General features: G+C 67.9%; 7 protein-coding genes and 1 pseudogene. 5 read left to right on the forward strand and 3 right to left on the reverse strand.

Annotated elements, in window-relative coordinates; translation table 11 throughout:
* Together lsr2 and clpC1 are read left to right on the forward strand one after the other, a co-directional pair.
* Positions 1-164, forward strand: a pseudogene (gene lsr2 / locus ADBZ5N_RS15660) (histone-like nucleoid-structuring protein Lsr2); the annotation flags it as partial.
* 236 nt (positions 165-400) lie between these two features.
* The gene (clpC1, locus tag ADBZ5N_RS15665) at positions 401-2,938 is read left to right on the forward strand and encodes an ATP-dependent protease ATP-binding subunit ClpC (protein ID WP_526258949.1); all 2,538 of its coding nucleotides are present in this window, start codon (positions 401-403) and stop codon (positions 2,936-2,938) included.
* An 84-nt stretch (positions 2,939-3,022) separates the two neighbouring features.
* Here the strand turns inward: clpC1 and ADBZ5N_RS15670 are convergent, their stop codons facing one another.
* Both ADBZ5N_RS15670 and mhuD read right to left on the reverse strand, forming a co-directional pair.
* Positions 3,023-4,363, reverse strand: coding sequence for a serine hydrolase (locus tag ADBZ5N_RS15670; protein WP_526258951.1), 1,341 nt, complete (start codon positions 4,361-4,363; stop codon positions 3,023-3,025).
* Entirely contained in the window at positions 4,341-4,655 is a 315-nt protein-coding gene (gene mhuD, locus ADBZ5N_RS15675) for a mycobilin-forming heme oxygenase MhuD (protein ID WP_526258953.1), read from the reverse strand. Before mhuD ends, ADBZ5N_RS15670 begins: the two co-directional genes overlap by 23 nt.
* Before the next feature lie 56 nt (positions 4,656-4,711).
* On the opposite strand from mhuD, the gene ADBZ5N_RS15680 reads away from it, so the two are divergent.
* Entirely contained in the window at positions 4,712-5,473 is a 762-nt protein-coding gene (locus tag ADBZ5N_RS15680) for an alpha/beta fold hydrolase (protein WP_526258955.1), read from the forward strand.
* Positions 5,474-5,551: 78 nt separating this feature from the next.
* On the opposite strand, the gene ADBZ5N_RS15685 is transcribed toward ADBZ5N_RS15680, so the two are convergent.
* Entirely contained in the window at positions 5,552-6,430 is an 879-nt protein-coding gene (locus ADBZ5N_RS15685) for an iron-sulfur binding domain-containing protein (protein WP_526258957.1), read from the reverse strand.
* A gap of 49 nt (positions 6,431-6,479) precedes the next feature.
* Here ADBZ5N_RS15685 and ADBZ5N_RS15690 point away from each other — a divergent pair, with 49 nt between their 5' ends.
* Both ADBZ5N_RS15690 and ADBZ5N_RS15695 read left to right on the forward strand, forming a co-directional pair.
* Positions 6,480-7,100, forward strand: a complete 621-nt coding sequence (locus ADBZ5N_RS15690; protein ID WP_526258960.1) for a carbonic anhydrase — start codon at positions 6,480-6,482, stop codon at positions 7,098-7,100.
* An 86-nt stretch (positions 7,101-7,186) separates the two neighbouring features.
* Positions 7,187-7,954, forward strand: coding sequence for a hypothetical protein (locus ADBZ5N_RS15695; protein ID WP_526258962.1), 768 nt, complete (start codon positions 7,187-7,189; stop codon positions 7,952-7,954).
* The last annotated feature ends 114 nt before the right edge of the window (positions 7,955-8,068 follow it).

Here is an 8,068-nt window from a genome sequence, read left to right on the forward strand (position 1 = left end):
GGCGCCGGGGACGGCCGGCCGCACCGGGCCGGTCCGGCCGCGGCACGATCGACCGCGAACAAAGCGCCGCCATCCGCGACTGGGCCCGCCGCAACGGGCACAAGGTCTCGACCCGCGGCCGCATCCCGGCCGAGGTGATCGAGGCGTTCCACGCCGCAACCTAGGGGGCTCCACCAGGCCGCACGGGCATCGTCACGGTCTCGTCAGCACTGTTTCGCTCGCCGCGAAATGCCTGCTGGCGATACTGGGAAACGAATCGGCGGTCTGTGGCGTTGCACTGCTGTGTCCGCGTTGACGGTGGGCGGCGAACACGGAGAGAGCACCTCCCCGAGCCGCCCACTAGAGTGGAACTCCAGGTGCGCGGTGACTGCCGCGTAGTGACGGAAGCAGGTAACAGGCGATGTTCGAGAGATTCACCGACCGCGCCCGCAGGGTGGTCGTCCTGGCTCAGGAAGAAGCCCGGATGCTCAACCACAACTACATCGGCACCGAGCACATCCTGCTGGGACTGATCCATGAGGGCGAGGGCGTCGCGGCCAAGTCCCTGGAATCCCTCGGCATCTCGTTGGAGGGCGTGCGCTCCCAGGTCGAGGAGATCATCGGCCAGGGCCAGCAGGCGCCGTCGGGACACATCCCGTTCACCCCCCGCGCCAAGAAGGTCCTCGAGCTTTCGCTGCGCGAGGCGCTGCAACTCGGCCACAACTACATCGGCACCGAGCACATCCTGCTCGGCCTCATCCGCGAGGGCGAAGGCGTGGCGGCGCAGGTGCTGGTCAAGCTCGGAGCCGAACTGACCCGGGTGCGCCAGCAAGTCATCCAGTTGCTCAGCGGGTACCAGGGCAAGGAGGCCGCCGAAGCCGGCACCGGCGGGCGCGGAGGCGAGTCGGGCAACCCCTCAACGTCGCTGGTGCTCGATCAGTTCGGCCGTAATCTGACCGCCGCCGCGATGGAAGGCAAACTCGACCCGGTCATCGGCCGCGAGAAGGAAATTGAGCGGGTGATGCAGGTGCTGAGCCGACGCACCAAGAACAACCCGGTGCTGATCGGCGAGCCCGGCGTCGGTAAGACCGCCGTCGTCGAGGGTCTGGCCCAGGCCATCGTCAACGGCGAGGTGCCCGAGACGCTGAAGGACAAGCAGCTCTACACCCTCGACCTCGGGTCGCTGGTGGCCGGCAGCCGCTATCGCGGTGATTTCGAGGAACGCCTGAAGAAGGTGCTCAAGGAGATCAACACCCGCGGCGACATCATCTTGTTCATCGACGAGTTGCACACCCTCGTCGGCGCCGGCGCCGCCGAGGGCGCGATCGACGCCGCCTCGATCCTCAAGCCCAAACTGGCCCGAGGTGAGCTGCAGACCATCGGCGCGACCACCCTCGACGAGTACCGCAAGTACATCGAGAAGGACGCCGCCCTGGAACGCCGCTTCCAGCCGGTCCAGGTCGGCGAGCCGTCGGTGGCGCACACCATCGAGATCCTCAAGGGGCTGCGGGACCGCTACGAGGCCCACCACCGGGTGTCGATCACCGACGCCGCGATAGTCGCGGCGGCCACCCTGGCCGACCGGTACATCAACGACCGATTCCTGCCGGACAAGGCCATCGACCTGATCGACGAGGCCGGCGCCCGGATGCGGATCCGCCGGATGACCGCGCCGCCGGACCTGCGCGAGTTCGACGAGAAGATCGCCGACGCCCGCCGGGAGAAAGAATCGGCGATCGACGCCCAGGACTTCGAGAAAGCCGCCTCCTTGCGGGACAAGGAAAAGCAGCTGGTCGCTCAGCGCGCCGAGCGCGAAAAGCAGTGGCGCGCAGGCGATATGGACGTCGTGGCCGAGGTCGACGACGAGCAGATCGCCGAGGTTCTGGGCAACTGGACCGGTATCCCGGTGTTCAAGCTCACCGAGGAGGAGACCACCCGGCTGCTGCGGATGGAGGATGAACTGCACAAGCGGATCATCGGCCAGGAAGACGCCGTCAGGGCCGTCTCGAAGGCCATCCGCCGCACCCGCGCCGGCCTGAAGGATCCCAAGCGCCCGTCGGGGTCGTTCATCTTCGCCGGACCGTCCGGTGTCGGTAAGACCGAGCTGTCCAAGGCGCTCGCGGAGTTCCTGTTCGGCGACGACGACGCGCTGATCCAGATCGACATGGGCGAATTCCACGACCGGTTCACCGCCTCGCGGCTGTTCGGCGCCCCGCCCGGGTACGTCGGCTACGAGGAGGGCGGTCAGCTCACCGAGAAGGTGCGCCGCAAGCCGTTCTCGGTGGTGCTCTTCGACGAGATCGAGAAGGCGCACCAGGAGATTTACAACACCCTGCTGCAGGTCCTCGAGGATGGTCGCCTGACCGACGGCCAGGGTCGGACAGTGGACTTCAAGAACACGGTGCTGATCTTCACCTCGAACCTGGGCACCTCCGACATCTCCAAGGCCGTCGGGCTGGGCTTCACCCAGGGTGGCGGGGAGAACAACTACGAGCGGATGAAGCAGAAGGTCAACGACGAACTCAAGAAGCACTTCCGGCCGGAGTTCCTCAACCGCATCGACGACATCATCGTGTTCCACCAGCTGACCAAGGACGAGATCATCCAGATGGTCGACCTGATGGTCAACCGGGTCGGCAAGCAGCTCAAGGCCAAGGACATGGAGATGGAGCTGACGGACAGGGCCAAGTCGCTGCTGGCCAAGCGGGGCTTCGACCCGGTCCTGGGTGCCCGCCCGCTGCGTCGGACCATTCAGCGCGAGATCGAGGACACTCTGAGCGAGAAGATCCTCTTCGAGGAGGTCGGCCCCGGTCAGCTGGTCACCGTCGACGTCGAGAACTGGGACGGCGAGGGGGCCGGTGAGGATGCCAAGTTCACCTTCAGCGGTGGGCCGAAGCGGTCCGTCATCGAGTCGGATCTCGCCGATGCGACCGCCGCGGTGATCACCACCTCGGATTGATGGCCCCGCCGAAACGGGCGGTCACCTGTTGGTGGCCGCCCGTCTTGGCGTCTCGCATCGCTCGGCGGCGGGGGCTGGCCAGCGTTAGCGCGGCAGCATGCCGAATACCTGCTTGATGATGGTCATCACCCAGCCGCCCGCGTTCGGGCTGTGGTAGCGCGGCCAGTTGAGTTGGAAACTCACCACCCACGCCTGACCGGTGCGGTCCTCGGCATACCAGCTGAAAGTCAGATCGCCGGGCAGGTTGCCGGCTTTGGCGCCGATATAGGGCCAGTCCCGGCGGTCAAGGTCGATGCCCGGTTCCTCCGCCATGATGTCGCGAACCGGGGCCGCCGGCCCGACTGCATTGCGCTGCAGTCGGGCATGGACCCGGCAGATGTCCTCGGCGCTGCCGTACCACTCTGCCCCATAGGCCGACCCGGGGGAGCGGGTGCGTTCCGGATCCGGTTGGTAGGGGCGGGCATTGGTCTCCCGCAGCAGCACCGCCCGGTCCGACGGGGATGCCGACTTCCACTGCTCCCGGACATCCGGGTTGCCCCAGCCGACGGCGAAGATCTGGCGCATCGTCGGAAACGGCGTCATGCTGGCCGGGTCGTGGTGCCCGGCGCTGACCAGAGCCCGCTCCACAGCTTGGGTGCCGAGGCGGCCGATGAGCAGGTCGGTCGCCATGTTGTCACTGGTCGCGATCATCTTGCCGGCCGCCTGCCGCACGCTGATCTGGGTACCGGGCGGCAGTTCGTCGAAGCCCGATGACCCGAGCTTCTTGGCTTCGGCGGTGATGGTGAGCAGGTCACCCCAGCCCAGGGTGCCCGCCCGGATCGCATCTTCGACGGCATAGAGGACATAGGTTTTGAAGATCGACGCCAGCGGCAGCGAATCGGCGGTGTTGGTCCCGGCCACTTTCGCGCAGCTGCCGTCATTGACCTTGGAGACCGCCCACGAGTACCGCGCACCGGTGCGCTCGAGTGCCGCATCGACATCTTGCCAGGAGTTGATGACCGGCTTGTGGGTGTCCATCACCAGGCGGCTCACCATGGTCTGGTCGTCGGTGCGCAGTTCGACGTCCTGCTGCGCCCCGAATGAACTGATCAGATGCAGTTTGGCCGAACCTGCCCCGATGTCCACCCCGGTCAGGGTGTAGGGCCGGTCCCACCACAGTGACTCCAGACTTGCGGTGATCGGGTCGATCATGTCCGGCGCCGCCAGGGTCGCCACGCTGTGGGTTCCGATTGGCCAATCGGAGTTGAGCATGTCCAGGACCTGCTTGGCCCGTACGCCCTGCGGAGTGTTCAGGGCGATCTGGGAACCCGCGTTGGCGACCGGTTCCGGTGGGGGCGCGCAACTGGTGGCCAGACACAGTGCGGTGGTCAGCGTGGCGGCGAGAGCCACCGCGCGCCGGGGCCTAGTGCTTGTCGGACGCGGCAACGTCCATCACGACCTCGAACTCCAGTAGCGAAGCGCCGGTGGACACCGGGTTGGCCCGTTCACCGGCGTGGGCGGCGATCGCCGGTCCGGACGCCCAGGCTTGAAACGCATCCTCAGACTCCCACTGGGTGACCACGAAGTAGCGGTCCTCACCCTTCACCGGTCGCAGCAACTGGAAGCCGAGGAACCCTGGCTGATTGTCGACGGCGTGGGCGCGGTGGGCGAACCGCTTCTCCAGTTCTGGACCCGCACCTGGTGGCACCTCGATTGCGTTGATCTTCACCACGGCCATGGGGTCAGGTTACCGGCAGCGTTTATCACCACGGGGCCTCCCGGCAAGATGAGACGGTGAGCTCCCTGACCTTTCGCGGCGGCACCGGGCGACCCCTGGTGTTGGTGCACGGCCTGATGGGTCGCGGCAGCACCTGGTCGCGTCAGGTGCAGTGGCTGACCGGGCACGGGGCGGTGTACACCTATGACGCGCCGTGGCACCGCGGCGTCGACGACGATGACCGGGCGCCGATCAGCACCGAACACTTCATCGTCCAACTCGGTGCCGCCGTCGAAGACCTCGACTGCCCGGCCGTGCTGATCGGGCATTCCATGGGCGCCCTGCACTCGTGGTGCCTGGCTGCAGCCCGCCCGGAACTGGTTGACGCGGTGGTCGTGGAGGATATGGCCCCCGACTTCATCGGTCGCACCGTCGGAGCGTGGGAGCCGTGGCTGCACGCACTACCCGCCGAATTCGGTTCCGCCGATGCGGTTTTCGCCGAGTTCGGCCCCGTCGCGGGCAGGTACTTCCTGGAAGCGTTCGACCGCACACCCACGGGTTGGCGGCTGCACGGCAAGCCTGGGCGGTGGATCGCCGTCGCCGCCGAGTGGGGAACCCGGGACTACTGGCAGCAGTGGCGGGCGGTGCAGGCGCCGGTGCTGTTGATCGAGGCCGGCGGTTCGGTGGCGCCACCGGGGCAGATGCGACGGATGGCGGAGTTGGCCGGTTCGCGTGCCACTTATGTGAAGGTGCCCGGTGCCGGCCACCTGGTGCACGACGACGCCCCGGAGGAGTATCGCGGGGCGGTCGAGTCGTTCCTGGCCGCGCTTGACCTATGACGCCCACTGGGTGACGCCCAAACCCGCTCCAGCGTCACACTCGGCGCCCAGCGTCGCGGGGGCGTAACGCTCGGGGCTTTAGTCGTCGCCTTCGCCGGCCAGCGCGAAGCGGCCGTCGGAAGTCTGCTCCACCAGACCGTCGACCAGCAGCGAGTCCAAGGCCCGGTCGCGCTGGGCGGTGTCGGTCAGCCACACCACATCCAACTGGGCGCGGTCCACCGGCCCGGCGCCGGCGCGCAGCACGTCGAGCAGTCTGCCGCGCACCTGACGGTCGGTTCCGGCGTAGCGCTGAACCGGCCGCGGTGGACCCTCACCGGCCGGACACCCGGCTTCCCGCCAGGCGCACGCGGTCAGCGGACAGATACCGCACTTGGGCGAACGGGCGGTACACACCGTCGCGCCCAATTCCATGAGCGCCGCTGAGAAGACCGGCGCTGAACCGTCTTCTGGCAGCAGGGCCGCGACCTCGGCATGGTCGCGTACCGCCGAAGGGTTCGCGGCATCGGCCCTGCCGTGCACCGCCCGGGCCACCACCCGGCGCACATTGGTGTCGACGACGGGCACCGTCTTGCCGTAGGCGAAGCAGGCCACTGCGCGCGCCGTGTAGGCACCGACGCCGGGCAAGCCCAGCAGCGTCTCCACGTCGTCGGGCACCACGTCGCCGTGTTCGGTGGCGACCACCGTCGCGCACTCGTGCAGACGCTTGGCCCGTCGCGGGTATCCCAACTTGCCCCACGCCCGCAGCACTGCGGCGGCACCGGCCTGCGCGGTCGTCGAGGGCGTCGGCCAACGCGCGACCCAGTCCACCCAGATCGGCGCCACCCGCGCCACCGGGGTCTGCTGCAGCATGAACTCGCTGACCAGGATCTGCCAGGCGGTCACCCCGTCCGCCCGCCACGGAAGGTCCCGGCGGGACTGCGCATACCAGCGCACAAGTTCGGCGGCGGGGATGCTCACGGGCTGTCCGCCGGTCGGCCTGCTTCGGTGGCAGTGCACAATACCGACCATGTCCGAAACCAGCCCTGCGCAAGCGTGGATGGCACTCAAGCAGGGTAACGACAGGTTCGTGGCCGGGCAGCCTGCCCATCCCAGCCAGAGCATCGAGCATCGCGCCAGCCTCGCCGTCGCCCAGCGCCCCACCGCAGTGGTTTTCGGATGCGCCGACAGCCGCGTCGCCGCGGAGATCATTTTCGACCAAGGCCTGGGGGACATGTTCGTGGTCCGCACCGCCGGCCACGTCATCGACTCTGCGGTACTGGGATCCGTCGAGTACGCGGTGACCGTGCTGAATGTCCCGCTGATCGTGGTACTCGGCCACGACAGCTGCGGGGCGGTCCAGGCCACCCTCGCGGCCCTCGACGAGGGCAAGGTGCCCAGCGGCTTCGTTCGCGACGTCGTCGAGCGGGTGACGCCGTCGATCATGCTGGGCCGCCGCGACGGACTGACCCGGGTCGATGAGTTCGAGGCCCGGCACGTCATCGAAACCGGAGCCCAACTGCTCGCCAGGTCCATCGCCATCGGCGACCGGGTCAAGAATGGCGAGTTAGCCATCGTCGGGGTCACGTACCTGCTGGCCGACGGCCGCATCGTGTTGCGCGAACACCTCGGCGATATCGGCGTCGACTAACTCGAGTACGCCGGGCGCCCAGCGAACAAGGCGACACGCCGAGCAGGGTCGGACGCCTCGCGATGACCTCGGCTTACCGTGTATTCGTGCTGGATCTAGAACCGCATGGCCCGCTCCCGTCCCAGGTTTACTGGCGGCGCCGCGGCCTAGCCCTGGGCATCGCGTTGCTGGCCATCGCCCTGGTCGCGGGCGTAGCATTCGCCCTGTTCGGGGGTTCCGACTCGGGCAAGGACACCGCCCAGTCGGAGACTGCGCAGATCCCCCAGCCGGAGGATAAAACTCCTGTCGTGCCGCCGGCCGAATCCAGTCCGGCACCGACTCCCACGCCGACCTCCGCCGTTGCGCCGCCGCCGGTGCTGCAGGCCGGCGATGATTGCCCCGACTCCAACCTGGCGATCAAAGGTGTCACCAATGCCCCGCAGTATGTGATCGGGGATCAGCCCAAGTTCACGATGGTGGTGACCAACATCGGTCTGGTGGCCTGCAAGCGGGACGTCGGCGCAGCGGTGCTGGCCGCCTACGTCTACTCGCTGGACAACAATCGGCTCTGGTCCAACCTCGACTGCGCGCCCTCTAACGAGACCCTGGTCAAAACCTTCAACCCCGGCGAGCAGGTCACCACTGAAGTCACCTGGACGGGAATGGGTTCGGCGCCGCAGTGCCCGCTCCCGCGTGAACCGATCGGTCCGGGGACCTACAACCTGGTTGTGCAACTGGGCAATCTGCGTTCGGCGGAGATACCCTTCGTCCTCGCCGACGCGCCGCCGCCCCCGCCGCCGGCAGCCGAACCCCCGCCGCCTGTCGAACCGGCACCTGCACCCGGCCCGGCGCCGGGTCCTGCTCCGGCAGGCTGACGACTGACCGCCAGGGCTAGCGAGACGGTGCCGGTGCTGCTGCCGTCGTCAGGGAAAGCACCGCACGCAGCGCATCGTTGATGGTGGCGCATTCCCGCATCCGCAGGCCGGTCG

The organism is Mycobacterium sp. (genome assembly GCF_044370595.1).
Lineage (GTDB): Bacteria > Actinomycetota > Actinomycetes > Mycobacteriales > Mycobacteriaceae > Mycobacterium.

What these genes read in the sequence shown, in the direction of transcription:
- clpC1 (WP_526258949.1), top strand. Translation starts at nt 401, where the DNA reads ATGTTCGAGAGATTCACCGACCGCGCCCGCAGGGTGGTCGTCCTGGCT.
- mhuD (WP_526258953.1), bottom strand. Translation starts at nt 4,655, where the DNA reads ATGGCCGTGGTGAAGATCAACGCAATCGAGGTGCCACCAGGTGCGGGT.
- ADBZ5N_RS15690 (WP_526258960.1), top strand. Translation starts at nt 6,480, where the DNA reads ATGTCCGAAACCAGCCCTGCGCAAGCGTGGATGGCACTCAAGCAGGGT.